Genomic DNA, 25,563 nt, shown 5'->3' on the forward strand with positions numbered 1-25,563 from the left:
CCAGGGCGCCCCATGAGACCATCCGTCGCGATCGTCGAGGACGAAGAGCATCTGCGCGAGGCCGTCGTCGAGTATCTGGAAGACCACGGCCTCCGCGTGCTTGCCGTCCCCAATGCGGCCGGGATGCGCGACCTGGCGGGGAAGGAGGCGATCGACGTCGCGGTGCTGGACATCGTCATGCCGGGAGAGGATGGGCTGTCGCTCGCCCGCTGGCTGCGGGCGCGGGGCGAGCGGCCGGGCATCATCCTGGCGACAGCCCTGGGCGCCGCGCCGGACCGCGTGGCCGGGATTGAACTCGGCGCCGACGACTATCTGGTGAAGCCTTACGATTTGCAGGAATTGCTGGCGCGGATCCGCAGCGTGCTGCGCCGTCTGCCGGCCACGGAGGCGGCCGCAGCGCCCGCGCCCGTCGAGCGGCCTGCCTCGGCCCGTTTCGGCGGCCACAGCTTCGATCCGCTCAGCCACCGGCTGCTCGACCCATCGGGCCGGCCGGTGGAATTGACCGCGGCCGAAGCGGCATTGCTGGCGATCCTGGTCGCCCGCCCAAATCGCATTCTCAGCCGTGCGCAGTTGCTGGAGCTCGCGGGCAGCGACGCGACCGAAGGGTCCGCCCGCGCCATCGACGTCCGGGTCGCGCGACTGCGGTCGAAGCTCAAGGTCGCGCCTGGCGGGGCCAACCCGATCCGCACCATTCGTGGTGAAGGCTACATGCTGGTGCCGGGATCGGGCGCATGACCTCACCTGCCCGCTTGATGATCCGGCGCTTCCTGTTGCTGCTCGCCTGCGGCGGGGCGGCTTCGCTCATGCTGCTCTCGGTGCTCGGCGCCCATGCGTACCGCTCGGCCAAGCAGGATGCGCTCGACCGCAGCCGCGCGGATGCCGAAGCGGGGCGTGCCGCGCTGGAGCAGGTCGCGCAGATGATGAATCTGAGCGTCCGGCTGCTCCGAAACGAGTTCCTCGTCGCGCTCAGCGCGGGCTCCGCGCCCACGGTCGCTCCGGGCGGCATCGGGGGGAGGTCGGATCCGGGCCCTTCGCAAGGCGTCGCCCTCAGCCCGCCGGGGTCGCTCGAGGCGCCCCGGGCGCACGAACGCCTCGCGGCCGCGCAATCCCTGTTCCCGCTGCAGCGGGCGCTGCGTGAGGCTTCGCCGCAACTCCGCTGGTCCTATGTCTTCGACGCCGACCGGGCCTTCGTCACCCTCTATCCCTGGGTGGATCCGGTGGCTGTGCTGGGAGAGGGCGAGGCCGCGCTGCGGACCTTGCAGGGCTGGTGGGACTATGAGGTGGTGCAAGGCTCACGGCCCGTGCTCAACCCGGCCCGCCGCAGCTACTGGACACCGGTCTATGTGGATGCCGGCGGCACGGGGCTGATGGTTTCGCACGCCATGCCGGTGGATGTGGGCGGGACCTATCAGGCGACGGTCGGCGCGGATCTCCTCGTCTCCTACCTCTCCGACGTGCTCGCGGAGCACGGCCAGGGCGGGCGCTACGTCGTGCTCGACCAGAAGGGAAACGCCGTGGCCGACGCCGAGCGGCGCGTGGGCGGCCAGTTGCGTGAGGCGCGCGAGCTATTCGACGGCGCGCCGCCCGCTGCCGGGACCGGATGGCTGCGCACCGGTCGCGCCTATCTGATGACCCTGCCGATCGCAGGCACGCCCTGGCAATTGGTGCACAGCGTCGATGCCAGCGCGATCCGACAGGCCGCCCTGGCTGAGGTGGTGCCCTACCTCATCCTCGCAGCGGTCGTGCTTGCCGGGCTTGGGTTGCTCTTTGCCGTCATGCTGCAACAGTTCCTGCAGCCCGCGGTGCGGCTCGCGAACTACGCGCAGCGTCTGGCTGACGAGGCCGAGGTGCCATCCCCGCCCGAGGTGCCGCCCTTGTGGCGCCCCTGGTTCACCGGGCTGGAAGCCTCGGTGCGGGAAAGGCGGGCGCTCAGTCTCCAGACGCAGTTGGCCGAGACACTGAAGGCGGCGGTGGTGGATGCGGCGCTCGATGCCGTCGTCATCGCGGACGGGGACGGCCGCGTCATCGCCTTCAACCCGGGTGCCGAGCGGATATTCGGCTTCGTCGCTACGGCCGCGATCGGGCAGCGTATCGGGGACCTGATCGTCCCGGCCGAGCTGCGTGCGGCGCATGAGGCCGGCATGCAACGGTTCCGCCGCTCGCGAAAGGCCACGGTCCTCGGCCGTCGGCTGGAGCTGGAGGCGATCCGCGCCGACGGCAGCCGCTTCCCGGTGGAGCTGGCCATTCACCACGTGTCGGTCGCGGGCGAGGACATCTTCGCCGCCTATGCGCGGGACCTGACGCAGCAACGCGCCGCGGCACGCGAGATCGAGGAGCAGCAGACGCGCATCCACCAGATCGAGAAGCTGTCGGCCATGGGTTCGCTGCTCGCCGGCGTGGCGCATGAGCTGAACAACCCGCTCGCGATCCTCGTCGCGCAATCCACACTGCTACGCGACAAGGCCGACACCCCCGATCTGCGCCGCCGCGCCGAGCGCATCCACGCCGCCGCCGAGCGCGCCGGCCGCATCGTGAAAAGCTTCCTCGCCATGGCCCGGCAGAAGGCGCCGGAACGCGTCCCGGCCTCGCTCAACGCGGTGGTCGAGGCGGCATTGGAGATGACCGCCTATGGTGCCCGTAGCGCAGGCATCGAGGTGGAGAAAGCGCTCGACCCCGCCTTGCCCCTGGCCGAGCTCGACCGCGACATGATGGGGCAGGTCGTCGCCAATCTCCTCATCAACGCACAGCAGGCGTTGACCGAGCACCCCGGGCCGCGGCACATCCGCGTCACGACACGCGCGGTGCCCGACGCGGCGACATCGGAAGGCTGGGTCGAGCTGGAGATGGAGGACAATGGCCCGGGCGTACCGGCGGATGCGGCCGCGCGGATCTTCGATCCCTATTTCACGACGAAACCCGCCGGCGTCGGGACGGGCATCGGCCTGTCGATCTGCCGCAGCGTGGTGGAGGCACATGGCGGGCGGATCGAGCTGCTCGGCGCGGCGGGTGGAGGGGCGCGGTTCCTGGTGCGGCTACGGGCAACGAAACAGGTGGCGACGCTCGCAGTACCTGCTGCGCCATCCGGTGGTGGCCTTGCCGTGCTGATCGTGGACGACGAGCACGATATCGCGACCTCGCTTGCGGAGATCCTGCAGGACCTCGGCCATCGAGCGATCGTCGCACCGGCGGCGCCGGCGGCCTTGGACATGGCGCTCGGCGGCGGTTTCGATGCGGTGATCGCCGATCTGCGCATGCCAGGCCTGGACGGGCTGGCCCTTCGTCGCGCGCTGATCGCGCAGGACCCCCGCTGGGCGGATCGGGTGGTGATCATGACCGGCGACACGGTGCAAGGGCCCGGCGCCATTGCCCGGGGTGGCGACGCAGAGCGCGTGATGGTGCTGGAGAAGCCCTTCGGTCCAGACGAAGTCCGTCAAACGATAGCGTCCCTCATCGAGACCCGCGCCTGTTCCGTGTGAGTCAAACGCCGCAAGGCGGTCCGGTGGCAGGGCCATGGCGCCTTCGCAGCGATGGGGCTGCATCGGGCCATGCAGTGACGTTCGCGCCCCTGGTTCCCATTGCCGGCAGCGACAGCAGCGAAGGGCTGGTGGGTCCGCCGTTGTACGCGGCGCCGACCCACATCGAGGAGGCCGAGAACGAGGGCCTCGACACCGTCCTTTTCGACAACGGGGTCACGGACAACTACTTCGGGCTCCTCGCGAACTTCGAGACGCTGATCGCGATGAATGGTCATGGGGTGGAACTGAGGGGCCAGTATCTCGACAACACCATCATCGGGAATGCCGGCGCCGACACGATCCATGGCTACGACGGGGATGACACGCTGCGCGGTGGCGACGGCACGGACGACATCCTGGGTGGCGGGGATGACGACTTCATCGACGGCGGTGCGCAGGGCGACCGGATGCTTGGTGGAAGCGGCGATGACATCTATGTCGTGGACAGCAGTGCCGATACGGCGATCGAGTATGCCGGCGAAGGCATCGACGAGATCCGCACGACGCTTGGCACCTACACGCTCGGCGCAAACATCGAGAACCTGACCTTCATCGGCGATGGCAACTTCACCGGCACCGGCAACGCGCTGGCCAATGTCATCATGGGCCGCTTCGCCGCTGACGTCATCGAAGGCGGCGGCGGCAGCGACCGGATCTTCGGCAATCTTGGCAACGACCGTCTCTATGGCGATGCCGGCAACGACATGCTGGACGGCAGCGTTGGCAGCGATTGGCTCTATGGCGGCGCGGGGACCGACAGCCTGCTGGGCGGTGCGGGCACGGACATCCTCCATGGCGAGGACGGCAACGACCGCTGGACGGCGGCGCCGGACCGGCACCGCCGGACCGTCAGGGATAGCTGCACCGGGCTTGCCTCCCGGCGTTGACGCGATGGCTCCGCGCCCGGTTCGACACCCGAGGTCGGCGCGAAGAACTCCAAGGACGGCGGGTCGATCGTCCATGGCGCAGCAATCGTCGCGGCACGCTGCACGCCCCTCTGCTCCCGGCCCTGGCCGCGCCCGGCGTCGGCAGGCGTCGATCGCCAGCCGCGCGTCGCCCGTTGGTACCCATCCTGAGGCCATGCGTGTCAATGACGCTGCGGGTTCCCGGGCGCCAGCCCGGTGGCCTGCTTCGGGATGGAACGCTCGGCGCATGCGCGTTGCCCGAGAACATCGCCCGAATGCAGAATCCCGGCATGTCCGACAGAGCTTGCATGGTCGCCTGCCGGGCAGGTCGCCGCGAGATGCTGCTCGACCTTCGCCAGGGCTGTCCGGCCGTGATCGATGAGGGTGGCGCAGACCCCTGCCCCAAACGGCATCCTCCCCGTTGTCGATCAATCGGCCGCGCACCGACTGCGTTCTGCCTTCGATCCCGCGACCCCGCCGACAGCGGCAGCGCCGCGTCGATCAGCACCGCCTCTTTGCGTGGCGACCGCCGCTCCTCTTGTGATCACGGACACAATCGCCCGTCTCCCGCGATACGAAGCAGCAACACGGACAACGGATACCCCTGCCATCAGGCCTGAACGGGCCGGAGAGCAAAACGGAAAGATGCCATGTCCAGCCACTTCACCACGATCCACAACACCCGGACCTACGGTCTGAACCACATTGACGGCGAGGCTGTGTTCTACGAGCTGCAATCGGGCCGTGACACCGACGACGTGATCGAACCCGACTACAACATGTCGGGGCCGGACGGCATCTGGATCCCGGGATTCGGCGACGTTCACTATGACATCGGCTGGGCCATCGACGGCGGCGCCGGACACGACACGATCTCGGGCAATGACCTGGAGGACTGGCTCTATGGCAATACCGGCAACGATGTCCTGAAGGGCCTTGAAGGGCGCGATATCCTCGAAGGCGGTGAGGGCAACGACAAGCTCTATGGCGGGGATGACGAGGACACACTGACCGGCGGAACGGACAACGACGAACTCTACGGCGGCGACGACGACGACCTTCTCGACGGCAGCGAAGGCAGCGACTACCTCGACGGCGGCGCCGGCAAGGACGAGATGCATGGTGGCTTCGGCAACGACTCCTACCGCATCCGTGAGGGCGATGCCGACACGATCGTCGAGGTGGCCGATGGCGGGATCGATACCGTCTACGTCGCCGCGAACAGCCACACGCTTGCTGCGAATGTCGAGCACCTGGTGCTTGATGCCAACTGGACGCAGAATGCCAGCCTGACCGGCAACGGCAGCGACAACGATATCTACGGTGCCGCCGGTGCGGACCGCCTCTACGGCCTGGCCGGCGCGGACATGCTGCGCGGTGGCGCCGGCAACGACTCGCTCTACGGCGGCGCGGACAATGACGCGCTCTACGGTGGCAGCGGGGCCGACCTTGTCTTCGGCGATGCCGGCAATGACTACATCGACGGCGAGACCGGCGCCGACACCCTGAAGGGCGGCGCGGGCGACGACACCTATGTGGTCGAGGACGCGACCGATGTGGTGATCGAGTTCGCCAACTACGGTGTCGACACGGTACACAGCCTGCTGCAGTCCACGACCCTGTCGGAGAATGTCGAGAATCTCCAGATCATCGGCACCGGCACCAGCGAGGGCTTCGGCAACGCGCTCGACAACGCGATGACTGGAAACGCCTGGAACAACTATCTCGACGGCGGCGCCGGCCATGACGTGATCTCCGGCGATTTCGGCGACGACACGCTGCGTGGTGGCGACGGCAACGACGACCTGTCCGGCGGCTACGGCAAGGACATCATGTACGGTGATGCCGGGAACGACCTGGTCGATGGCGGCGACAGCTCCGACTTCGTCTATGGCGGCGCTGGCCATGACACGGTGCTCGGCGGCAACGGGGACGACTTCGTCTATGGCAATGCCGGAAACGATGATCTGCGCGGCGGGACCGGCGACGACTTCCTCCATGGCGACGTCGGCAACGACACGATCTCGGGCGAAGCGGGCAATGACATCATCTACGCTGGTGACGGCAACGACATCCTGCGTGGCGGCGATGGGAATGATCAGCTCCGCGGCCAGGGCGGGGTAGATGTGATCTATGGCGAGGGCGGGGCGGACCGCTTCTTCTTCAGCACCGCGCAGGAGACCGCCGTGGGAAGCTTCGACCGGATCATGGACTTCGCCCGGGGCGAGGACCTGATCGACCTGTCGGGCATCGATGCCCACTTCAGCGCAGCCGGGAACCAGGCGTTCCACTTCACGGGCGATCAGCCCTTCTTCGGCAGTGAAGGCGACCTGTGGACCCGGAGCACGTTCCTCGGCTCGATGGTCGAGGGCGACGTGAACGGTGACGGAGGGGCCGATTTCGCGATCCTCGTGAGCGGCGTCTGGGGGCTTGAGGCTTCCGACTTCGTGCTCTGATCGAGCGGACCGGCCGGACTGGCGACCTCCGGGGTCCCTCGCGGGCCCGGGCGTTGGACATGGCATTGAACCCACACCAGCGCGTTGGCTACATCGCGCTGGTCGCGCGTCGTGAAGCGGCTCTTCCGAAGGCCGCAATCAGGCTCGCCCAAGAGCAGCCTCAACCAAACTCCTGGCGCTGAAGCCCATTGGTAAAGTGGCCGCCAGCGTCATATCGCGGTCTGCGCGCAAGTGCTGGCGCATGGGAAGGAACCGATCTGCGAGGTCCCTCCCGACGCTACGCCGGCCTAACAGTTTCCAACCCGAGCAGCTTCGCCGCATTGGTGCAGACCAGCTTGCGGATGTCCGCCTTCGGCACCTGCTGATCCAGCAGCAGATGCACGATCCCGCGAAAGCCATCCACCGGCCGGGGGGAGCCGAGCAGGCCGAGATCGGAGGACAGGATCGTGCGATCCACGCCAGCGACTTCAATAAGATGCACCAACTCCTCCGGCGTGAACTTCTTCGACTTTCCCTCGACCCACATGCAGATCGAATGCTCGATATGCGCACCGATCGAGACAAGGGCGCGGATGTCCTCATCCGTACAGCCGATCAGATAGGTCGGGTGGTTGACCAGCAGGCGATTGACGCCGCGCCGCCGGGCTTCCTCGAACACCTTGATCATCTCGGCGGCATCAAGGTGGCCGCCGGCGAGAATCACATCCGCCTCGGCGATCAGGTCCAGCACCTGTTTCGTCGCGTCGGTCACCACGCCATTGGCATCCGTCGCGCGCAATGGAATGGCATCCAGCATCTTCTTCGCGGTCTTGGGGAAGGACTTGCCCTGGCGCATCGACTGCTCGATGTGATTCGCGGCCGACAGCGTCGGCATCCACACGATCCGCGCGCCGATCTTCACTGCATGATCGACCGCATGCGGATTGATACCGCCGGAGGCATTGTTCAGCGCAATACCGGAGAACAGCTTCACGCCAAGCTCAGGAAACAGCTTCTCGAGCATCACGGCGTGCGAGACGCCCAGGTAGAAGTGGTCCTTGTAGAGCAGCGCGCTGAACTTCGCCTCCGCGCAGTCGAGCAGCGCCTCATGGTGGTCCAGCGTGCGCGGCATGGCGGCCGGACCGCTGTGGCAATGCAAATCCACCGCCCCGACCAGCAGTTCCGCGACCTCGGCGTCCCGCGCGGCGTCCTGGGTGGCTGTGCTCATGTCATCCTCGCTGCCTGGGGTGTGTTGGATCGGTGGCGTCAGGCCGCCTGCGTGGCGCCGAGACCGCGGATGTCCGTCAGCGCCTTGCTGGCGGCCTGCTTCATGAGACCCTGGTCTGACGAATAAACGAAGGCGGTCGCGCCGATGCCGCGCAGCCACTCGGCTTCCTTCATCCCGCCGACGAAGACCATCACCGGCTTGCCCGCGCGCTTGGCCGCCACGGCGATGCGGTCCACCGCATCGCGGATGGCTGGCGCGTCGTTGGTCGGCGCGCCCATCGCCGCGGTCAGGTCGCCGCGGCCGATGAACAGCGCGTCGATCCCCTCCGTCGCCGCAATGGCGTCGATCTCATCGAGCGCCTCGGGGTCCTCGATCTGTGCGACCACCGTCGTCGCCGCATCGGCGGCGCCGATGTAGTCCCACATCTTCCCGCCGCCATAGCCCGCCGCACGGATCGAACCGGAATAGCCGCGCCGACCGCCGCGATAGCGACAGGCGGCCGCCACCTGCACGGCCAGCGCGGCCGTGGCGACATGCGGCACCAGCACGCCCGTCGCGCCGCAATCCAGCACTGAGAGCAGATGATGCGGCGCCGCGCTCTGCACCCGCACCAGGCCCGCCGCCCCGGTCGCGCGCGCGGCAAACAACGCCGCGTCGGTCGATTGGCGATCGAAGGGTGAATGCTCCTCATCCACCACAAGGAAGTCGAAGCCGAGGCCGCCCAGGATCTCCGCCCCGTGCAGCGTCGGCGTCTTCAGGAAGCTGCCAACCAGGACATCGCCGCGCAGCAGGCGCGCGCGGAAGCCGTCGGCGAGAGGGGCTGGGACCATGGACGCACCTTCCCTGAACTGCGCCCGGCGCTTGACCGGAGCATTTGTGTTCTGATAAACAGAACATTGAGCCTTCTATTAGAACATCATCCCGGGCACGGCCCAAGTCAAGAACGCCGCTGCCAAACGGAGCACCCGCATGCCGCGCATCGTCGGTGCCAAGATCGGTGATGGCCTCCAGGCGGTCGCCATGGCGATCCGCATCCTGGAATACCTGGCCGCGCAGCGCGGTGGCGTCGGCGTCACGGCGCTGGCGCAGGCGCTCGGCACCACGAAAAGCCGCGTGCACCGCCACCTGCGCACGCTGGTGGAGACCGGCTACATCGTGCAGTCGCCGGATTCGGAGAAGTATCGCGTCGGCAATCGCCTGGTCACGCTCGGGCGGACCGTCGCGGAGAATTTCGACCTGGCCACCCTGGCGCGGGAGGAGATGCGCGCGCTGCGCGACACGCTCGGCCAGTCGGTGGTGATCAGCAGGGCCGAGGTCGCCGGCGCCGTGGTCCTCGCCACCCTGCCGGGACGCGAGGCGATCGAGATCGCGGTCAAGCCCGGCTCCATTCTGCCGCCGCATTGCACCGCGCAGGGCAAGCTCGGCCTGGCCCATGCCGAACCGGCGGTGCGCGAGCGCGTGCTGCTGTCGCGGCTCGACATGCGCACGCCGCACACCATCACCAGCCCCACCGTGCTGCGGGACGAACTGGCCCACATCCTCGAACGCGGATGGGCGGTGGCGCCGAGCGAAAGCATGCTCGGCGTCAACGCGCTGGCCGCGCCAATCTTCGAGGGCGGCGGCGAGATGGTCGGCGCCATCGCCATCCTCGGCTCCATCCAGTTCATCGAGGCGGAGCCGTCCGTTGCCCAGGTCCTGCACCTGCGCCAGGCCGCGGCGCGCATCTCCGCGCAGCTCGGAGCGGCAGCACAGGATGGCGTTGACAGCGCCCCGCCCCGCCAACACAAATAGATCACAGAACGGATCGTTGTTCTGTTCAATGAAACATAAAGGCGGGAAGGGCCGCCGAGGAGATGTCTCATGGCGTATGATGCCTCCGACCCGCGTGCCGCGCTGGCCCCCGCGACCGCGCCCCAGGCGGTGACCGGGCCCTTCACGGCCGCGCACTACGCCAAGTTCTACGAGACGGCCCCACAGGAGGATTCCGGCGGAATCCGGACCTGGTACGCACGCGGCCGCAACTTCATCGTCGCCTATTCCGATGTGCAGCCAGGCAGCGTGCTGAGCCGCAGCGGGCAGGTCGACGAATACGTCTTGCTGCTTCCAGACCACGGCGTGACGGCGGAGGTCACGGCCGGCGGTGAGACGAAGGCGGTGGACGGCTATTCCGTCACGTTCATCCCGCCCGGTGACAGCCGCATCGCCATCAAGACGGCCGGGCGCATCGTGCGGCTCTTCACGCCACGCTCCGCGGATCTCGCCGCGAAATGCAGCAATGCCGCGGGCTTCACCGAGCCCGACCCGCGCATCCCGCCGCTGCAGGACTGGCCGACGCCGCCGGATGGCTTCCGCATCCGCAGTTACACGCTGGAGGTGCCGAAGGAGGCGGGCCGCTTCGGCAAGATCTGGCGCTGCACCACCTTCATGGTGAACTACCTCGACCCCGCCGCGGGGCCGCGCGACCTGACCAAGCTCTCGCCGCATCACCACGACGATTTCGAGCAATGCTCGCTGGTGCTGAACGGCGCCTACACGCACCACATCCGCTGGCCCTGGACCACCAACATGACGCATTGGCAGGAGGACCAGCACGAATACTGCAAGGCGCCGTCCGTCACCGTCATCCCGCCGCCCTCGGTCCATACCTCCCGCGCCGAGGAAGCGGGCCAGATGGTGGACATTTTCTGCCCGCCACGGGTGGATTTCTCGCTCAAGCCCGGCTGGGTGCTGAACGCCGACGACTATCCGATGCCGAAGGGCTGAGAGCATCCTGCGCTGCCGCATCAGCGCAGGTTCAGTTCGTCGAGCATCCGCGCCGTCGCGGCGTCCTCCGCCGCGAGGAAGGCCTGGAAGCGCGCGCGGTCCAGCAGTTCCACATCGTTGAAGGCGCGGTTCATCGCCGCGACATAGGCAGGGTCCGCGCCGCCCTCGAGGACCAGCCCCGCCCAGCGGTCCAGCACCGCCGACTCCGTCCCCTTCGGCGCGAAGAAGCCGAAACGGGTTACGAGGTCCACGTCGAGCCCGCTCTCGCGCAGCGTCGGCAGGTCCGGCAGCACGACGCTGCGTCGCGTGCCGGTCTGCACCAGCGGCACCACGCCACGTTCGACCAGCGGCATGATGTTGCCCGGCGCGCCCATCACCAGGTCGATGTCGCCGGCGAGCAGCGCCACCACCGCCGTCGCCACGCCCGAATAGGGCACATGCAGCAGCCGGATACCCGCGGCCTTGGACAGGGCTTCCATCACCAGATGCGGCGTGCTGCCCGCGCCCGGCGTGCCATAGGACAATCCCTCCGGCCGCGCGCGTGCCGCGTTCAGGAAGCCGGCGAAGTCCGTGAAGCTGGCGCCGCGCCGCGCGGCCAGGACATAGGGGATGGCGATCAGATTCGCGATCGGCGCGAAATCCGCGATGCCATAGTTCAGGCGCTGCAATCGCGGCACGGCGGTCAGCGCGCCGGTGCCGGCGAACAGCAGCGTGTAGCCATCGGCCGCTGCGCTGCGCACGCGTGCCGCGCCAACCGCGCCGCCAGCGCCCGTGACGGATTCGATCACCACAGCCTGGCCAAGCGCCTGGCTGATCCGGCTCTGCAGCGGCCGGATGAACTGGTCCGCGCCACCCGCCGCATAGGGCACGATGACGCGGATGGCGCGGTTCGGATAATCCTGCGCATGGGCGGCCCGCGTGCCGAACAATACGCTCGCGCTCATTATGGCGCCGCGCCGGCTGATCATCATGGCCTGCCTCCTCTCCTCCGCCTGTCACGGGCTCATACGGAACAGCCGTGCGGGATTGGTCCACAGGACCTTCGTGCGATCGGCCGGGTCCGGCAGGACGCGATGCAGCGCCGCCAGCAACGGTCCGAAATCGATGCGCTCCCTCGCGCGCAGAAAGGGCCAGTCGGACCCCCAGATGCAGCGATCGACGCCGAAGGCCCCGATCAGCGCGGCAATGTAGGGATCGGTGTCCTCATAGGGCGATCCGATCCTGCTGAAGCGAAAGACACCGGACAGCTTGATGACGGCATCGGTGTTGCGGCCGAAGTCGAGCAGCGCCCGGAAGCCCTCCTGCTGCAGCCCGCCATCCAGCTCCGGCCTGCCGCTGTGGTCGATGATGACCGGCACGCCGGCCGCCCGCAGCCTGGGCAGTGCTGCGATGATCGATGCGCCGTGGTGGTAGTGGATCTGCATGAACCAGCCGGCCTCCCTCGCCTGCGCCAGCGCGCGGTCCCCCGTCGGGCCGGACAGCGGCGGGCTGGTCGGGAAGTCGAGGTTGAAGCGGATGCCGACGATGCCGCCTTCGACCATTCGACGGATCTCAACGTCGGGCGTTCCGTCAGGCAGCAGGGCGACGCCCTTCAGCCGCCCGCCGGCCTCGCGGATCGCCTCCAGCATGTAGGTGTTGTTGGCGCCGTAACCGCCCAGGGGATTGATCAGCACACCATGGGTGAAGCCGTGGCAGGACAGCATGTGCAGGAACTGCCGCGCAGTGCCCAGTTCGTTGGGTTGGATGTCGAATCCGCGATCGCCGCCCCAGCCCTGTCGCGTCAGGTCGAAGGCGTGGGCGTGGGAATCGACGGCGGGCATGGTGGGACCCTTCAGAAGTCGTAGAGCGCGGCGGGATTGTCCACGAGCAGGCGCTGGCGGTCCGCGGCATCCGGCGCGACATCCGCGAGCAGGTTCAGCGTTTCCAGTTCATCCACCGGGGTGGTGAGGTTGGGATGTGGGAAGTCCGTCCCCCACAGCACGCGGCGCGGCGCCGCGCGCAGCAAGGCGCGCGCGAAGGGCAGGGCATCGGCGAAGGGCGCGCGCGTCATGCGCTCGGCGCCGCTGAGCTTCACCCAGATGCGCTCGTCACGAAGCAGATCGAGCAGGGTGCGGAAGGCCCCGCCATCGACGCCCGCCGCCGGATCGACGCGGCCCATATGGTCGATCACGACGGGCATGTTCAGCCCGCGGATGGTGCCTTCCATCTCCCGCACGCCGTCGCCCTGCACATGCAGCACGATGTGCCAGCCGAGCGGCCGCACACGGTCTGCCGAGCGATGCACCAACCCCATCTCCGGCCCGCCGCCGAGCGCCTTGATGAAATTGAAGCGGATGCCGCGCACGCCGGCGTCATGCATGGCATGGAGCTCGGCATCCGGCGTCGCGTCCTCGATCATCGCCACGCCGCGATAGCGCGCGGGGTCCGACCGTAGCGCGTCGACCATGGCGCGGTTGTCGGTGCCGTGGCAGCTCGCCTGCACGATGACCGCACGGCCGAGGCCGAGGCTCGCATGCAGCGCGGCCAGCGCCTCCTTCGGCTTGTCCTCGGGCGTGTAGCTGCGGTTCGGCGCATAGGGGAAGCGGTCCGCCGGGCCGAAGACGTGGCAGTGCGCATCGCAGGCCAGCGGCGGTACGTCGAAGCGCGCCCGGCGCGGCGTTGCCTCCAGTGACGACATGGCGTTCCCTCGCGTGTTGCGCGGAGGCTAGGTCCCTGGCGTCGTGCGGTTGAAGAACGATCTGCCTCCATTCCGCATGGCGGAACGCGCCGGCGTCACACCGCCTCGGCGGGCACCGGCGCGCTGCGCTGCAGCCGCGTCATCGAGGCGGTGATCTCCAGGCTCGCCTGCCGCAGGGCGGGCACCAGTTCCTCCACCAGCGACTGGTGGCCGACCGCCGAGCGGAAGAAGCTCAGGCCGATGGTCCCGGCGACGGAAGACCCGTGCATGATCGGCACCGCGACGGTGTTGGACGAGCGCGGTTCCACCTTCGGGTCGCGCAGCGCATAGCCCTGGCGCAGCGTGGTGGCGATCGTCATGCGCACGACGCGTTCCAGGTTCGGCGGCCTGTCCTCGGGATCGGCGGAGGCGGCCAGCATGCGCAACAGGATGCGCAGCTCGTCCTCCGGGCACCAGGCGAGATAGGCGCGCCCGAGCGCGCGGGTGACGAGGCTGTGCCGCACGCCGATCGTGGCATGGAAAGGCGACATGGTGCTGCTGGCGACGGTGCTGACACTAATGGCAATGCGCGCCCCGTCCAGCACGCCGATCGCCGCCGGCCAGCGCAGCCGGCGCGTGAGGTCCGCCGCCCAGGGCCGCCCGGCCTGCGCCACCAGCGGCCCGCCATGGAAGCCCGAGCTCAACGCCTGCACATCCGCCGTCACGCGATAGCCGATGCCGCGTTCGCCCTTCGCCACCAGCCCGGCCGTCATCAGCGTCCCGAGCAGCCGCATCACCGTCGGCTTCGGCAGCGCCGTGACGCGGTGGAGTTGGTCCACCGTGGTGTGCTGCTGCCGGTTCAGCTCCCGCAGGATCGACAGGGCGCGCAGCACGGATTGGACGGGCGGGTCGTTCAGCGTGATGGCTCCGGCACGGTCATGGCGAGATCGGAGACGGTCAGCACCAGTTTCCCGATCTGCGCATTGGCGTCCAGCACGGCCTGTGCAGCCGCAGCATCGGCGAGCGCGTGCACGCCGCAGATGTGCGTGCGGATGCGGCCATCCTCGAGCAGCGGCCAGACCTGCTCCACCAGTTCCCGCGCGATGCGGCCCTTATAGGCGGGCGGGCGCGCGCGCAGCGTCGATCCGGTCAGGGTCAGCCGGCGGATATAGATGTCGCGTGTGCTGATCTCGGCCTTCGGGGCGCGGTGGCTGGCGATCAGCACCAGCCTGCCATCCATCGCGAGCAGCCCCATTTCCAGCGGCGTGTAGTCGCCGCCCTGGGCGTCGAGGATCACGTCCACGCCGCGCCCCCCGGTCAGGGCACGCACCTGGTCCGGCCAGTCGGCCGACCGGTAGTCCACCGTGTGGTGCGCGCCGTAGTCGATACAGGCAGCGCGCTTCTCCGCCGAGCTGCTGGTCGCGATGACGGTGGCGCCGCGCATGTGGCGCGCCATCTGCATCGCCGCCATGCCAACGCCGCTGGTGCCGCCCTGCACCAGCAGGGTCTCGCCCTTCGCGATGCGGCCGAGCCAGAAGACATTATTCCAGGCGGTGAAGAACACCTCGGGCAGCGTCGCCGCCTGGGCGAAGCTGAAGCCGTGCGGCACCGGCAGGCATTGCAGCGCCGGCACCGCGCAGAATTCTGCGTAGCCGCCACCGGACACCAGCGCACAGACGGCATCGCCCGGCCGCGGCCAGGCGACGTCCGGCGCCGCGGCTTCCACCACGCCGGCGATATCGAGGCCGGGGATGTCGGTGACGCCGGGCGGCGGCGGGTAGAGGCCCTTCCTCTGCTGAACATCCGGCCGGTTCACGCCGGACGCCGCCACCCGGACCAGCACCTCGCCGGGCCCACAGCCGGGGACGGGCCGCTCGGCCAGCGCCAGGACCTCCGGACCGCCCTTTCCCCTGATCTCGATTACCCGCATGTGCCACGCCCTCCCCTGCCTGCGACCTAGCATGACGGTCCGGCCGTAGCCGGGCATGCCGCCCGGCATTCCGGGATGCGGAATGCAACGACACCGTCCTGGCTGGCCCGGCGGCGCCTCAATAGGCTTCCGGAAACGGCGCAGGCCCATGCGCCGCGGAGGAATCGATGTCCCCCCTGGCTGCCTGCATGCCGCCAGCCCTGCGCCGCCGGAACCTGCTGGCGGCAGCCCTGGTCGCGCCGGCCGCACCGGTTCTCGCGCAGCAGGCATGGCCCACGCGCCCGGCCCGCATCGTCGTGCCCTTCGCGCCGGGCGGCACCACCGACATTCCCGCGCGCATCATCGCGGAACACCTGACGCAACGCCTCGGCAAGCCCTTCGTGGTGGAGAACCGCTCCGGGGCAGGCGGCGCGCTCGGCATCCGCATGGTGGCGCAGGCGACCGACGGCCACACGCTGCTGCACACGACCTCCGCCGTCACCGTGCTGCCGGCGCTGCAGCGCGATCCGGGCTTCGATCCGCTCGCCGACCTCGTGCCGATCACCATGACGGCGGCCTCGCCGATCCTGCTGGTAGTGCGGGGTGATTCGCCCTTCGACAGCATCGCGGAGTTCATCGCCCGCGCACGGGCCGCGCCGGGCAAGGTCAGCTTCAGCACATTGGGCATCGGCACCACCGTGCACCTGGCCGCGGAACTTCTGCGAGCGCGGGCGCGGATCGACCTGCTGCACGTCCCCTATCGCGGCTCGGCGCCCTCCGCGACCGCGGTGCTGGCCGGGGAGGTCGATTCCGGCTTCCTCAGCCCCATCGAGGTGCTGCCGCATATCCGCGCCGGGCGCATGCGTGCGCTCGCCGATTGCGCGCCCACGCGGTCCCTGCTGCCGGAGGTGCCGACGATCCGGGAGGTCGTGCCGGTCTATGACGGCGTGCAACTCTGGTTCGCCCTGTTCGGGCCGCGCGACCTGACGCCAGCGATACAGGCGATGGTGATGCGCGAACTGGCGCCGCTGCGCGGGGGATCGCTGCTGGCCGAACGCCTGCGCGAGGTCGGCGCCGAGACCATGCTGGATGGCCCGGAGCCGCTCTCGGCACGGATGCGCGCCGAAGTGCCCCTGTGGAAATCTGTCGCCGAGGCCGCAGGAATCCCGCGCGAATGACCGACACACCGCTCGTGGACACGCATTTCCATCTCTACACGACAGACATGCCGCTCACATCCTGGGCCTGGCATCACCCGCCCGAGGATGCCTCCGCGGAGCGCTTCATCGACATCATGGACCGCCATGGCATCGGCTTCGGCGTCGTCGCGGCGGCCAGCCTGCATGGCCAATACAACGACTACGTCATCCGCTCGCTCCGCCGCCATCCGCGGCTGCGCGGCACCGCCTTCGTGCGGCCGGAGACGGACATGTACACGCTCGAGAAGATGAAGGCGGATGGCATCGTCGGCATCCGCCTGTTCTTCCGCCGCGTGCCGACGCCGCCCGACCTGGCATCGCATGAATACCGGATGCTGTTGCGACGCGTGCGCGACCTCGACTGGCATGTCCATACGCTGGTCAGCGGCGATGCGCTGCCGCAGGTGATCGATGCCATCGAAGGCGCCGGCGTGAAACTCGTGATCGACCATTTCGGCAAGCCGGACGAACGGCTCGGCGTCGATTGCCCGGGCTTCAAGGCGCTGCTCGCGGCGGTGGAGCGCGGGCGCACCTGGGTCAAGATGTCCGCCGGCTTCCGCATGCCATCGCCGGAGGCGGCGCGCCATTACGCGCAGGCATTGCTACGCGTGTCGGGCGGTGAGCGGCTGATGTGGGGCAGCGACTGGCCCTTCGCCGCCTTCGAGGACAAGACCACCTACGCCCAGGCCATCGCGGATCTGCACGACTGGGTGCCGGATGCGGCGACGCGCCGCCTGATCGCGGGCGAGACACCGATGCGGCTGTATTTCGGCACGTGAAAGCACGAAAGAAACGGGGAGAAGCAGCATGTCCAGCATCACACGGCGGCGACTTGGCGGGCTCGCATTCGGTGTCGCGACGATCGCGACGCCGCGGATCGCCGCCGCCCAGGCTTGGCCGGCTCGGCCGGTCACCGTGCTGGTGCCCTGGCCGGCGGGCGGCTCGGCCGATGTGCTGGCGCGCTCGGTGTCGCAGTACCTCGGCGGGCGCCTGGGCCAGCCCTTCGTGGTGGACAACCGGTCGGGCGCCAACGGCAATATCGGCACGGCCGCCGCGGCGCGCGCCGCACCGGATGGCTACACGCTGCTGATCACGACGAACGGCCCGATCACCAACAACACGCTGCTGTTCCGCTCAATGCCGTACAATCCGGTGACCGACCTCACGCCGGTCGCGCTGCTGGCGGAACTGCCGGTCGTGCTCGCCGCGCGCAGCCAGATGCCCTATCGCACGGTGCCGGAGCTGCTCGCCTATGCGCGGGCGAACCCAGGCAAGGTCAATTGCGGCACGCCGCCGCTGGGCTCGGTCGCGCATCTCGCGGTGGAGCTGCTGATGCACCGCACCGGCATCCGGCTCAACCTGGTGCCCTATCGTGGCTCCGCCCCGCTGACCAACGACCTGCTGGGGGGCGCGGTGGACATGGGCATCGACCTCGTCACCACCTACCTGCCGCATATCCAGGCCGGCACGCTGAACGCGCTCGGCGTCACCACCGACGCGCCGATCCCGCAATTGCCGCGGACGCCGACGGTTCAGGCGCAGGGCGTGCCGGACTACCGGGCGACCGGCTGGATCTCGCTGCTCGGCCCGGCGAACCTTGCGGAGGAGACGATCGGCAAGCTGAACGAGGCGAGCAACGCCTATCTCGCACTCGACGCGACGAAGGCAATGCTGACGCCGCTGGGGCTGACGCCGCTCGGCGGCACGCCCGTGGAACTGACCCGCCGCATGGCCGCGGAAGTCGCGCTGTGGCGGCCGGTCATCCAGGCGGCGAACATCGTGGTGGAATGACCCGCCGCGGCACATCGCGCACCCCATCACATGCAGACCAGGACGACGACACGATGGCCATCGACGAATTGCGGATCCGGCAGGAACTCGAAGTGCTCAACATCGCCTTCTGGCACGACGTGGATTCCAACTGGGGCCGCAACGCCCATACCTTCTTCACCGAGGACGGCGTCTACACCACCAGCCACAAGGCGCGCACGGGCCACGATGCGATCCGCGGCTTCTACACCGAGCGCCAGTCGCGCGGCGATCGCGTGGCGCGGCACCTGATCCACAACTTCCACGTCACCGTGCGGGACGAGAACCACGCGACGGCGGAATGGACCATGTGCCTCTATGCCGAGGATGGCGTGCCGCCGCTGATGTCGGAGCCGCCCATCCTGATCGGCGCCGTCACCGACGAATGCGTGCGCGGCGCGGATGGACGGTGGCGCTATGCCTCCCGCACCACCCGGCCGCTGTTCAAGGGCAGCCGGCCGACCTCGGGCTGAGGGCGGGCGGGCGCGGGACGGATCACAGATGCCGTCCGCCATCCACCAGCACGGTGGAACCCGTCGTCAGGCGCAGATGCGTCACGGCCGCCGCCACGGCAAGTGCGACGTCGTCGGGCTGGCAGACGGTGCGGAGCGGCGACAGGCCCGCCTGCTTCAGCACGGCCTCGCGGCTTCGCCCGGGAACAAAATCGGTATCCACCCCGGCGGGCGAAATGCCGATGACGCGGATCTCGGGGCCGAGCACCCGCGCCAGCGACATCGCCATGGTGTCGAGCCCCGCCTTGGCGGCGCAATAGGCGACGCTGCTGCCCTGGCCGGTCACCGCGGCGAGGGAGGAGATGTTCACCACCACCGCATCGCCGCTGCGCCGCAGCAGCGGCGCGAAGGCGCGAATCACCGAGAAGGGCCCGCGCACATTGGTGATCAGGATGCGGTCGAAAGTGTCGTCATCCATCGCCTCGAGATCCGCATGCGGCACAGCGCGCGTGGTGCCGGCGGAATTCACCAGCACGTCGGCGCGGCCGAAGCGCGCCTCCACCTCGGCGGCCGCGGCACGGATCGCCGCGCTGTCGGTCAGCGGCAGATGCAGCGGCAGGTGGCCGCTGCCGGGCAGCCGCGCCGCCAGCGCCTCCGCCCGGTCGCGGCCGGCATTGTAGCCGATCACGATGGTCGCCCCGAGTTCAGCCAGCCGCTGCGCCGAGGCCGCGCCGATGCCGCTACTGCCACCGGTCACCACCGCGACGCGGCCGGCCAGGCCATAGGGGCCGAGGTTGCCGTTCTTCAGGTCGCTCATGCCTTCGCACTCCCCTTGCTGCAGGCCGGGACCGCATCCAGGCCCGCAGGCCGGCCTTCGCCGATCACCAACCACGGAGGTTCCCGCCATGTCCGGCCGATCGCAATGCCGCCCGGTTCCGCAGGGCGCCATCCTGGGACGTGACGATGGCAGAGCGCGACTGTCGCCGCCGCGCGTTCCGGCCAGCGGAACCGGTGGCGCGCCGACGCGCCGCGCCATGCTGTTCGGCGCCGCGACGGCATCGCTTCCACGGGCGGCGCGGGCGCAGGGTTTTCCGTCCGGCCCGCTGCGCATCATCATTGGCTTCGGGGCCGGCGGCCTTGCCGACCTGACGGTGCGCCTGGTCGGCGAGCAACTGGCCAGGCGGCTCGGCCAGCAGGTGGTGGTGGACAACCGCCCCGGCGCGGGCGGCAGCGTCGCGGCACGCGCTGCCGCCTCCGCGGAACCGGATGGCCACACGCTGATGGTGCTGAGCACCGGCAACGCCATCAACCGCTCGCTGTTCCGTTCCCTACCCTACGATCCCGTCGCGGATTTCACGCCGATCTCGGCCATGGTGAGCTTCGACCTCATCGTGCTCACGGCCGCCGGGTCGCGCATCCGGACCGCGGCCGATCTGTTCGCGGCGGGGCGTGGCGGGCGACGATTGGTGATGGCGACCATCAGCCCGGGCAGCACGCAGAACCTTGCGGCGGAATGGCTGCGCGTCGCGGCGGGGCTCGATGCCACGGTGGTTCCGTATCGCACGACGCCGGAGGTGCTGACGGCAGTGCAGCGCGGCGATGCCGATATCGGCTTCGAATCCTTCGCTGCCGCGCGCGGCGTGCTGGAAGGCGGGCAGTTGCGCGCCGTGGCCGGCACCGGCGAGCGCCGATCCGCCCTGCTGCCGGATGTGCCGACACTGCGGGAAGGCGGCCTCGCCGACTACGCCGTCACCGGCTGGAACGCGCTGTTCGCGCCGGCGCGCACGCCGCGGCCGATCATCGACCTGCTGAACCGGCATGTCGCGGCGATCCTGGCCGAGCCCGCCATCCATGCGCGCCTGATCGGCCTCGGCGTCGAACCGCTGGCGAATACGCCCGGGGAGATGGGCCGACTGCTGCGCGACGACATCGCGCTCTGGGCGCGGATCATCGAACGTGCGGGCGTCGAGAAGCAGTAGCCTTCCGTATTGCGGAATACCGCACCGCGACCGGCGTGATCCGCCGCGACGCCTGTTAGCGTCACAGGACGAGGGACGGGAGGGATCAATGGTCGCTGCCTGGATGACGCGCCGCCTGCTGCTGACGGGCGCCGCCGCGGTGCTCGCGGCCCCCGCCCTCGCCGCCTTCCCCGACCGGCCGATCCGCCTGATCGTCGCCTATGCGCCCGGCGGCACCGGCGACCTGGTCGGACGCATGGTCGGGGAATCGTTGTCGCAGCGCCTCGGCGTGCCGGCGGTGGTGGAGAACCAGGGCGGCGCGGGGGGTGCGATCGCCGCGCGCATGGTCAGCCGCGCGGCGCCGGACGGCACCACCATGCTGCTCGCAGGCAATGCGATCTTCGCGATCCTGCCGCATATGGCGAATGTCGGCTACGACCCGGTCGCCGGCTTCACCGCCATCGCCAATATTAGCGAATCCCAGCGCCTGCTCGCATCGCGCCCGTCGCTGCCGGTGGCGACGCTGGCGGAGCTCGTGGCCTATGGGAAGACCAATCCCGGCAGGCTGAACTACGGTTCTGCCGGCGTCGGCTCGACGGTGCATGTGATGACCGAGATGTTCCGGCGCGAGGCCGGCTTCGAGGCAACGCACATCCCCTTTCGCGGCTCCGCGCCCGGCGTGCAGGCGATGCTGAGCGGCGATGTGGACTTCATGATCGAAACGGTGGTGATCCAGCATGTGCAGCAGGGCCGGCTGCGCGGCCTGGCGGCGGTCGGCGAGCGTCGCCTGCCCCAATTCCCCGACATCCCGACGCTGGCCGAGCAGGGCTTCCCCAATGTCCGCACATCCGGCTGGCAGGCGCTGATGGGCCCGCCGGGCCTGCCGTCAACGGTGGTGGATATGATCGCCGGCCATGTCGAGGCGATGCTGCGCGACCCGGCCTTCGTCGAGCGCCTCGCGCGCGTGGGCGTCGTGCCGAGCTACCGTTCGCCCACGCAGCTCGCCGAGGATCTGCGCGAGGACAGCCGCCAGTTCGGCGCCATCATCCGCAGCGCCGGGATCACCGGCGAATGACGGGGCTGAGCGCACGCGTCGCGGATTGGGCGGCAGGGCTTTCGCTGCGCGATGTTCCGGCCGAGGTGGTGGAGAGCACGAAGCTGCGCATCCTCGACCTCGTGGGCGTGATGCTGGCGGCGCGTCCATTGCCGCTGGTGGCCTCCGCGAGGCGTGCCGCGATCGCTCTGGATGGCGGTGCCGGCGCGCGGATCCTGGGCGATGCGCTGGATGTCTCGCCCATGGCCGCGGCCTTCGTGAATGGCGTGATGACCGCCGTGCTGGAGTTCGACGACACCCATATCGAGAGCTTCATCCATCCGACCGCACCGGTCGTCTCCGTCGCATTCCCGGAATGCCAACGACGCCGTCTGCCCGGCCGCGCGCTGATCGAGGCCGTGCTGCTCGGCAGCGAGCTGACCTGCCGGTTCGGTCGCATCACGCCGGTGCGTCTGCATACGCTCGGCTTCCATCCGACCGCGGTGTTCGGGGTGTTCGGCGGCGCCTATGCGCTGGCGAAGCTGCGCGGCCATGATGCGGCGACGACCGCCGATGCGATCGGCGCGGCGGGCAGCCTGTCGGCAGGCATCAACGCCTCCTTCGAGGATGGCAGCTCGACCAAGATGATGCATGTCGGCATGGCCGCGACGGGGGCGATGCGCGCCATGGCACTGGCGGAGGCCGGCATCTCCGGCCCGCGCACCGTCATCGATGGCCGTTTCGGCTGGTTCCGCAGCCATGTGCAGGGGCGCGACGATCTGCGCTTCGACGCTCTGTGCGAGGGCCTCGGCGAGGACTGGCAGGTGCTGAACATCGCATCCAAGGTGCATCCCTGCGCCTTCACCATGATGCCGCATATCGAATGCGCGCTGATGCTGCGGGAACGCCTCGCGATCCGGCCTGAGGACATTGCGGGCGTGACCTGCCGGATCGGCCGGCGTTCCTTCGCCACGGTCTGCGAGCCGGTGGCCGACAAGCGCCGCCCGGCCACCACCTGGCACGGAAGGATCAGCCTGCAGCACACGGTGGCGGAGGCGCTGGTGCGCGGCCGCATGGACAAGGACGCCTATGACGAGGCGGCGTTGCGCGATCCCGTCATCAACGCCATCGCCGATCTGGTCGTGTATGAGGATGATCCCACCACCACGGCGACGCGCTCCGGCGGCATGGTGACGGTGCGGCTGCGCGACGGACGCGTGGTGAGCCACAGCATCGAGGACATGCGCGGCACGCGCGCCAATCCGCTGCCGCAGGCGGACATCGTCGCCAAGTTCCGCGCCAATGTGCGCGGCGTGCTGGGCGCGGCCCAGGCGGATCGGGCGATCGAGGATCTGCTCAGGCTCGAGTCGATCGAGGACGTGGCGCCGCTGTTCGATCGCCTGGGCGACTGAATTCCAGCATCGCGACGCGGGCGCTGTGCAGGCGCAGCAGGGGCGGGCGGCCGGAGCCAGGCCCCGCGCTTGCTTGCCCAACGCCAGCGATAATGACATTTTTCTTTCAATTCCATGTCAGGTCGCAGGGTGCCGGGGGTCTGCCCCGGACGGTGCCGTGCCGTGCTCGCGACCCAAGCAAGACGAAGGGACTACGTCAGATGAGGTTTCGCCACGTCGTTCTTGCCGCGCTCGCCTGCGCGATGGCGCCCTTCGCAGCCACCCCCGCCAAGGCGCAGGGGACGCTGAACCTGTATTGTTCCGTGCAGGTGGAATGGTGCCAGGCCATCGCCACCAACTTCCAGCGCGACACCGGCATCCGCGTGAACATGACGCAGCGCGGTTCGGGTGAGACGCTCGCCGCCATCCGCGCCGAGAGCCAGAACCCCCGCGCCGATGTCTGGTTCGGTGGCACCGGCGACCCGCACCTCGCCGCCGCCGAGGACAACCTGACCCAGGCCTATGAGAGCGCCGCCCGGACGCAGCTGCATGACTGGGCGTTGCGCCAGTGGGAACAGTCGGGCCGCCGCGCCATCGGCGTCTATGCGGGCGCCGTCGGCTTCGGCTTCAACACCGAATTGTTGGCGCGCAAGAACATCGCCGCGCCGGGCTGCTGGGCCGACCTGCTCGACCCACGCTTCCGCGGCGAGATCCAGATCGCCAACCCGAATTCCTCCGGCACCGCCTATGTCGTCATCGCGACGCTGGTGCAGTTGATGGGCGAGGACCAGGCCTTCGAGTATCTGCGCCGCCTGCATCCCAACATCAATTCCTATGCGCGGTCCGGCACGGGCCCGATCAAGGCGGTGGCGCGTGGCGAGACCGCCGTCTCGATCTCCTTCGTCCATGACGCAGTGGTCGAGCGCAATGCCGGCTTCCCCGTCTCCTACGCCACGCCCTGCGAGGGCACCGGCTACGAGATCGGTTCCATGTCGATCCTGCGCGGCGCGCGCAACCTGACCCAGGCGCGGCGTTTCTACGACTGGGCGTTGACCGCCCCGGCGCAGCGGCTCGGCTTCGAGGCCGGCGGCCAGTTGCAGCAGCCCTCGAACCGCGAGGCGCCCTTGCCGCCCAATGCGCCGGACCTCTCGCGCATCCGCCTGATCGACTATGATTTCGCGAAGTATGGCCGTGCGGCGGAACGCCGCCGCCTGATCGAACGCTGGGACCGCGAGGTCGGCAGCCTGCCGCGCTGATCCACCGACGACCGCCAAGGAAGCCTGCCATGATGCTCCGCCGCCTCGCCGTCGCCGGCGCCCTGCTCGCCTCCCTCGCCGCGCCGGCCGCAGCGCAGGGCAGCCTGAACATGCTTTGCGCCCCGCAGGCCGATTGGTGCGAGGCGATCGCCGCCGGCTTCCAGCGCGACACCGGCATCCGCGTGAACATGGCTCGCAAGTCGGCCGGCGAGATCCTGGCGCAGATCCGCGCCGAATCAGCCAATCCGCGCACCGATGTGTGGTTCGGCGCCTCGGCCGAGACGCACATCTCGGCCGGCGACCTGCTACAGGCCTACACTTCGCCGAACATGGCCCAGCTGCAGCCCTGGGCGCAGCGCGCGCATCAGGCCTCCGGCGGACGCTGCGTCGGCGTCTCCTCCGGCGCCATCGGCATCGCCTACAACACCGAGGTGATGGCGCGGCGCAACCTGCCCGTCCCCCGTAGCTGGGAAGACCTGGCCGGCCCCGCCTATCGCGGGGAGGTGCAGTTGCCGAACCCGAATTCCTCCGGCACCGCCTACACCATCATCGCGGGGCTGGTGCAGTTGTGGGACGAGGACCGGGCCTTCGAATACCTGAAGCGGCTGAATGCGAATGTGAACGCCTATACGCGATCCGGCGCGGCGCCGATGCAGGCGGTGGCGCGCGGGGAGACGGCGCTCGCCGCCAGCTTCAACATGGAGACGGCCTCCATGGCGAATGCCGGCTTCCCGATCGAGATGGTCTATCCGAGCGAGGGCACCTCCTATGAGGTCGCCTGCCTGTCGATCATCCGCGGCGCGCGCAACCTCACCCAGGCGCGGCGCTTCGTCGATTGGTACCTGACGCCAGCGGCGATGGACATCGGCATCACGGCGAACCAGTTCCATGTCCCCGCGCATCCGGGTGCCGCACCGCATCCGCGCATCCCGGACCTGACGCAGATCCGCCTCATCGACTACGACTTCGCGAAATACGGCGACCCGGAGGTGCGGCGCCGCATCCTCGCGCGCTGGGATCGCGAGATCGGGTCGCTTCCTCGCTGAGATGACCC

Annotated in this window: 23 protein-coding genes; 15 read left to right on the forward strand and 8 right to left on the reverse strand. The window is 69.2% G+C overall.

Going from position 1 to position 25,563, the window contains the following annotated elements:
- Positions 1–12 precede the first annotated feature (12 nt).
- The 4 genes from AC2YHJ_RS15000 (at position 13) to AC2YHJ_RS15015 (ending at position 6,876) form a co-directional block, all read left to right on the forward strand.
- Positions 13–735, forward strand: a complete 723-nt coding sequence (locus AC2YHJ_RS15000; RefSeq protein ID WP_487396884.1) for a response regulator transcription factor — start codon at positions 13–15, stop codon at positions 733–735.
- A complete protein-coding gene (locus tag AC2YHJ_RS15005; RefSeq protein WP_487396885.1) occupies positions 732–3,476 on the forward strand; it encodes a hybrid sensor histidine kinase/response regulator in 2,745 nt (914 codons plus the stop codon). The genes AC2YHJ_RS15000 and AC2YHJ_RS15005 overlap by 4 nt, the downstream gene beginning before the upstream one ends.
- Positions 3,477–3,550: 74 nt before the next feature.
- Positions 3,551–4,402 (forward strand): calcium-binding protein, encoded by an 852-nt coding sequence (locus AC2YHJ_RS15010; RefSeq protein WP_487396886.1) that lies wholly within the window; start codon positions 3,551–3,553, stop codon positions 4,400–4,402.
- A 668-nt stretch (positions 4,403–5,070) separates the two neighbouring features.
- Positions 5,071–6,876 (forward strand): calcium-binding protein, encoded by a 1,806-nt coding sequence (locus AC2YHJ_RS15015; protein WP_487396887.1) that lies wholly within the window; start codon positions 5,071–5,073, stop codon positions 6,874–6,876.
- A gap of 277 nt (positions 6,877–7,153) precedes the next feature.
- On the opposite strand, the gene AC2YHJ_RS15020 is transcribed toward AC2YHJ_RS15015, so the two are convergent.
- Together AC2YHJ_RS15020 and AC2YHJ_RS15025 are read right to left on the reverse strand one after the other, a co-directional pair.
- Positions 7,154–8,083 (reverse strand): DUF6282 family protein, encoded by a 930-nt coding sequence (locus AC2YHJ_RS15020; protein ID WP_487396888.1) that lies wholly within the window; start codon positions 8,081–8,083, stop codon positions 7,154–7,156.
- Positions 8,084–8,121: 38 nt separating this feature from the next.
- Entirely contained in the window at positions 8,122–8,913 is a 792-nt protein-coding gene (locus AC2YHJ_RS15025) for an HpcH/HpaI aldolase family protein (protein WP_487396889.1), read from the reverse strand.
- A gap of 139 nt (positions 8,914–9,052) precedes the next feature.
- Here AC2YHJ_RS15025 and AC2YHJ_RS15030 point away from each other — a divergent pair, with 139 nt between their 5' ends.
- Together AC2YHJ_RS15030 and AC2YHJ_RS15035 are read left to right on the forward strand one after the other, a co-directional pair.
- A complete protein-coding gene (locus AC2YHJ_RS15030; RefSeq protein ID WP_487396890.1) occupies positions 9,053–9,874 on the forward strand; it encodes an IclR family transcriptional regulator in 822 nt (273 codons plus the stop codon).
- Between the two features lie 69 nt (positions 9,875–9,943).
- Positions 9,944–10,846 (forward strand): cupin domain-containing protein, encoded by a 903-nt coding sequence (locus AC2YHJ_RS15035; protein WP_487396891.1) that lies wholly within the window; start codon positions 9,944–9,946, stop codon positions 10,844–10,846.
- A gap of 20 nt (positions 10,847–10,866) precedes the next feature.
- On the opposite strand, the gene AC2YHJ_RS15040 is transcribed toward AC2YHJ_RS15035, so the two are convergent.
- The 5 genes from AC2YHJ_RS15040 to AC2YHJ_RS15060 all read right to left on the reverse strand — a co-directional run bounded on the left by AC2YHJ_RS15040 (position 10,867) and on the right by AC2YHJ_RS15060 (position 15,432).
- Positions 10,867–11,817: a Bug family tripartite tricarboxylate transporter substrate binding protein gene (locus tag AC2YHJ_RS15040; RefSeq protein ID WP_487396892.1), complete on the reverse strand. Its 951-nt coding sequence runs from the start codon at positions 11,815–11,817 to the stop codon at positions 10,867–10,869.
- 24 nt (positions 11,818–11,841) lie between these two features.
- Positions 11,842–12,666, reverse strand: a complete 825-nt coding sequence (locus AC2YHJ_RS15045; RefSeq protein WP_487396893.1) for an amidohydrolase family protein — start codon at positions 12,664–12,666, stop codon at positions 11,842–11,844.
- Between the two features lie 11 nt (positions 12,667–12,677).
- Positions 12,678–13,523, reverse strand: a complete 846-nt coding sequence (locus tag AC2YHJ_RS15050; RefSeq protein ID WP_487396894.1) for an amidohydrolase family protein — start codon at positions 13,521–13,523, stop codon at positions 12,678–12,680.
- Between the two features lie 95 nt (positions 13,524–13,618).
- On the reverse strand, positions 13,619–14,395 hold the full coding sequence (locus AC2YHJ_RS15055) for an IclR family transcriptional regulator domain-containing protein (RefSeq protein ID WP_487396895.1): 777 nt from the start codon (positions 14,393–14,395) through the stop codon (positions 13,619–13,621).
- A gap of 20 nt (positions 14,396–14,415) precedes the next feature.
- Entirely contained in the window at positions 14,416–15,432 is a 1,017-nt protein-coding gene (locus tag AC2YHJ_RS15060) for an NAD(P)H-quinone oxidoreductase (protein WP_487396896.1), read from the reverse strand.
- A 167-nt stretch (positions 15,433–15,599) separates the two neighbouring features.
- Between AC2YHJ_RS15060 and AC2YHJ_RS15065 the strand changes: the two genes are divergently transcribed.
- The 4 genes from AC2YHJ_RS15065 to AC2YHJ_RS15080 are packed head-to-tail and all read left to right on the forward strand — an operon-like array spanning position 15,600 to position 18,892.
- Positions 15,600–16,589: a Bug family tripartite tricarboxylate transporter substrate binding protein gene (locus AC2YHJ_RS15065; protein ID WP_487396897.1), complete on the forward strand. Its 990-nt coding sequence runs from the start codon at positions 15,600–15,602 to the stop codon at positions 16,587–16,589.
- Positions 16,586–17,389, forward strand: a complete 804-nt coding sequence (locus tag AC2YHJ_RS15070; RefSeq protein ID WP_487396898.1) for an amidohydrolase family protein — start codon at positions 16,586–16,588, stop codon at positions 17,387–17,389. Before AC2YHJ_RS15065 ends, AC2YHJ_RS15070 begins: the two co-directional genes overlap by 4 nt.
- 28 nt (positions 17,390–17,417) lie before the next feature.
- Positions 17,418–18,401, forward strand: coding sequence for a Bug family tripartite tricarboxylate transporter substrate binding protein (locus AC2YHJ_RS15075; protein WP_487396899.1), 984 nt, complete (start codon positions 17,418–17,420; stop codon positions 18,399–18,401).
- 53 nt (positions 18,402–18,454) lie between these two features.
- Positions 18,455–18,892, forward strand: a complete 438-nt coding sequence (locus AC2YHJ_RS15080; protein ID WP_487396900.1) for a nuclear transport factor 2 family protein — start codon at positions 18,455–18,457, stop codon at positions 18,890–18,892.
- Positions 18,893–18,914: 22 nt separating this feature from the next.
- Here the strand turns inward: AC2YHJ_RS15080 and AC2YHJ_RS15085 are convergent, their stop codons facing one another.
- The gene (locus tag AC2YHJ_RS15085) at positions 18,915–19,688 is read right to left on the reverse strand and encodes an SDR family NAD(P)-dependent oxidoreductase (RefSeq protein WP_487396901.1); all 774 of its coding nucleotides are present in this window, start codon (positions 19,686–19,688) and stop codon (positions 18,915–18,917) included.
- Positions 19,689–19,776: 88 nt separating this feature from the next.
- Here AC2YHJ_RS15085 and AC2YHJ_RS15090 point away from each other — a divergent pair, with 88 nt between their 5' ends.
- The 5 genes from AC2YHJ_RS15090 to AC2YHJ_RS15110 all read left to right on the forward strand — a co-directional run bounded on the left by AC2YHJ_RS15090 (position 19,777) and on the right by AC2YHJ_RS15110 (position 25,555).
- The gene (locus tag AC2YHJ_RS15090) at positions 19,777–20,850 is read left to right on the forward strand and encodes a Bug family tripartite tricarboxylate transporter substrate binding protein (RefSeq protein ID WP_487396902.1); all 1,074 of its coding nucleotides are present in this window, start codon (positions 19,777–19,779) and stop codon (positions 20,848–20,850) included.
- 88 nt (positions 20,851–20,938) lie between these two features.
- A complete protein-coding gene (locus tag AC2YHJ_RS15095; RefSeq protein ID WP_487396903.1) occupies positions 20,939–21,904 on the forward strand; it encodes a Bug family tripartite tricarboxylate transporter substrate binding protein in 966 nt (321 codons plus the stop codon).
- Positions 21,901–23,274: an MmgE/PrpD family protein gene (locus tag AC2YHJ_RS15100; protein WP_487396904.1), complete on the forward strand. Its 1,374-nt coding sequence runs from the start codon at positions 21,901–21,903 to the stop codon at positions 23,272–23,274. The genes AC2YHJ_RS15095 and AC2YHJ_RS15100 overlap by 4 nt, the downstream gene beginning before the upstream one ends.
- Positions 23,275–23,474: 200 nt before the next feature.
- Positions 23,475–24,509 (forward strand): ABC transporter substrate-binding protein, encoded by a 1,035-nt coding sequence (locus AC2YHJ_RS15105; protein ID WP_487396905.1) that lies wholly within the window; start codon positions 23,475–23,477, stop codon positions 24,507–24,509.
- Between the two features lie 29 nt (positions 24,510–24,538).
- Positions 24,539–25,555: an ABC transporter substrate-binding protein gene (locus AC2YHJ_RS15110; protein WP_487396906.1), complete on the forward strand. Its 1,017-nt coding sequence runs from the start codon at positions 24,539–24,541 to the stop codon at positions 25,553–25,555.
- Positions 25,556–25,563: the final 8 nt, after the last annotated feature.

Source organism: Roseomonas sp. SRI_022 (genome assembly GCF_057586215.1).

What these genes read in the sequence shown, in the direction of transcription:
- AC2YHJ_RS15080 (WP_487396900.1), top strand. Translation starts at nt 18,455, where the DNA reads ATGGCCATCGACGAATTGCGGATCCGGCAGGAACTCGAAGTGCTCAAC.
- AC2YHJ_RS15110 (WP_487396906.1), top strand. Translation starts at nt 24,539, where the DNA reads ATGATGCTCCGCCGCCTCGCCGTCGCCGGCGCCCTGCTCGCCTCCCTC.
- AC2YHJ_RS15030 (WP_487396890.1), top strand. Translation starts at nt 9,053, where the DNA reads ATGCCGCGCATCGTCGGTGCCAAGATCGGTGATGGCCTCCAGGCGGTC.
- AC2YHJ_RS15035 (WP_487396891.1), top strand. Translation starts at nt 9,944, where the DNA reads ATGGCGTATGATGCCTCCGACCCGCGTGCCGCGCTGGCCCCCGCGACC.
- AC2YHJ_RS15090 (WP_487396902.1), top strand. Translation starts at nt 19,777, where the DNA reads ATGTCCGGCCGATCGCAATGCCGCCCGGTTCCGCAGGGCGCCATCCTG.
- AC2YHJ_RS15045 (WP_487396893.1), bottom strand. Translation starts at nt 12,666, where the DNA reads ATGCCCGCCGTCGATTCCCACGCCCACGCCTTCGACCTGACGCGACAG.
- AC2YHJ_RS15025 (WP_487396889.1), bottom strand. Translation starts at nt 8,913, where the DNA reads ATGGTCCCAGCCCCTCTCGCCGACGGCTTCCGCGCGCGCCTGCTGCGC.
- AC2YHJ_RS15060 (WP_487396896.1), bottom strand. Translation starts at nt 15,432, where the DNA reads ATGCGGGTAATCGAGATCAGGGGAAAGGGCGGTCCGGAGGTCCTGGCG.
- AC2YHJ_RS15015 (WP_487396887.1), top strand. Translation starts at nt 5,071, where the DNA reads ATGTCCAGCCACTTCACCACGATCCACAACACCCGGACCTACGGTCTG.
- AC2YHJ_RS15000 (WP_487396884.1), top strand. Translation starts at nt 13, where the DNA reads ATGAGACCATCCGTCGCGATCGTCGAGGACGAAGAGCATCTGCGCGAG.
- AC2YHJ_RS15005 (WP_487396885.1), top strand. Translation starts at nt 732, where the DNA reads ATGACCTCACCTGCCCGCTTGATGATCCGGCGCTTCCTGTTGCTGCTC.
- AC2YHJ_RS15100 (WP_487396904.1), top strand. Translation starts at nt 21,901, where the DNA reads ATGACGGGGCTGAGCGCACGCGTCGCGGATTGGGCGGCAGGGCTTTCG.
- AC2YHJ_RS15050 (WP_487396894.1), bottom strand. Translation starts at nt 13,523, where the DNA reads ATGTCGTCACTGGAGGCAACGCCGCGCCGGGCGCGCTTCGACGTACCG.
- AC2YHJ_RS15065 (WP_487396897.1), top strand. Translation starts at nt 15,600, where the DNA reads ATGTCCCCCCTGGCTGCCTGCATGCCGCCAGCCCTGCGCCGCCGGAAC.
- AC2YHJ_RS15085 (WP_487396901.1), bottom strand. Translation starts at nt 19,688, where the DNA reads ATGAGCGACCTGAAGAACGGCAACCTCGGCCCCTATGGCCTGGCCGGC.
- AC2YHJ_RS15040 (WP_487396892.1), bottom strand. Translation starts at nt 11,817, where the DNA reads ATGATGATCAGCCGGCGCGGCGCCATAATGAGCGCGAGCGTATTGTTC.
- AC2YHJ_RS15070 (WP_487396898.1), top strand. Translation starts at nt 16,586, where the DNA reads ATGACCGACACACCGCTCGTGGACACGCATTTCCATCTCTACACGACA.
- AC2YHJ_RS15020 (WP_487396888.1), bottom strand. Translation starts at nt 8,083, where the DNA reads ATGAGCACAGCCACCCAGGACGCCGCGCGGGACGCCGAGGTCGCGGAA.
- AC2YHJ_RS15105 (WP_487396905.1), top strand. Translation starts at nt 23,475, where the DNA reads ATGAGGTTTCGCCACGTCGTTCTTGCCGCGCTCGCCTGCGCGATGGCG.
- AC2YHJ_RS15075 (WP_487396899.1), top strand. Translation starts at nt 17,418, where the DNA reads ATGTCCAGCATCACACGGCGGCGACTTGGCGGGCTCGCATTCGGTGTC.
- AC2YHJ_RS15095 (WP_487396903.1), top strand. Translation starts at nt 20,939, where the DNA reads ATGGTCGCTGCCTGGATGACGCGCCGCCTGCTGCTGACGGGCGCCGCC.